General features: G+C 53.4%; 2 protein-coding genes. Both read left to right on the top strand.

Annotated features, from left to right (window positions below; genetic code table 11):
• Nucleotides 1-158 (top strand): uracil phosphoribosyltransferase (locus tag B3797_RS11970; protein ID WP_311791182.1); only part of this gene is annotated, 158 nt, incomplete at its 5' end.
• Between the two features lie 68 nt (nucleotides 159-226).
• A partial coding sequence (locus tag B3797_RS19610; protein WP_248784998.1) for a hypothetical protein occupies nucleotides 227-328 on the top strand: 102 nt, incomplete at its 3' end.

The raw sequence follows: 328 nt of genomic DNA, 5'->3' as shown, positions 1-328 counted from the left end.
GAACCGCTCTTCCGATCTCAGAAGGGATCGCCGCACTGGAGAAGGCGCATCCGGACGTGGAGCTCTACACCGCTTCAGTCGATCATGGACTCAATGAAAAGGGCTATATCATTCCGGGGCTGGGCGATGCCGGCGACAAAATTTTCGGAACTAAATAACTGAATCAGCCGACCAGAGAGTCGGCTTTTTTTTGGCAAAAAAACACAACCTTTTAAGGGGATAAATGATGACTCGTCGCGCCATTGGCGTTAGCGAACGCCCGCCGTTACTGCAAACCATACCGCTCAGCCTGCAACATCTCTTCGCCATGTTCGGCGCGACGGTGCTG

The sequence above is a fragment of the Pantoea sp. UBA5923 genome, from assembly GCF_002431095.1.
Lineage (GTDB): Bacteria > Pseudomonadota > Gammaproteobacteria > Enterobacterales > Enterobacteriaceae > Pantoea > Pantoea piersonii.
The sequence above is the reverse complement of the archived record's forward strand: the minus strand, read 5'-3'. Positions and strand labels throughout refer to the sequence as shown.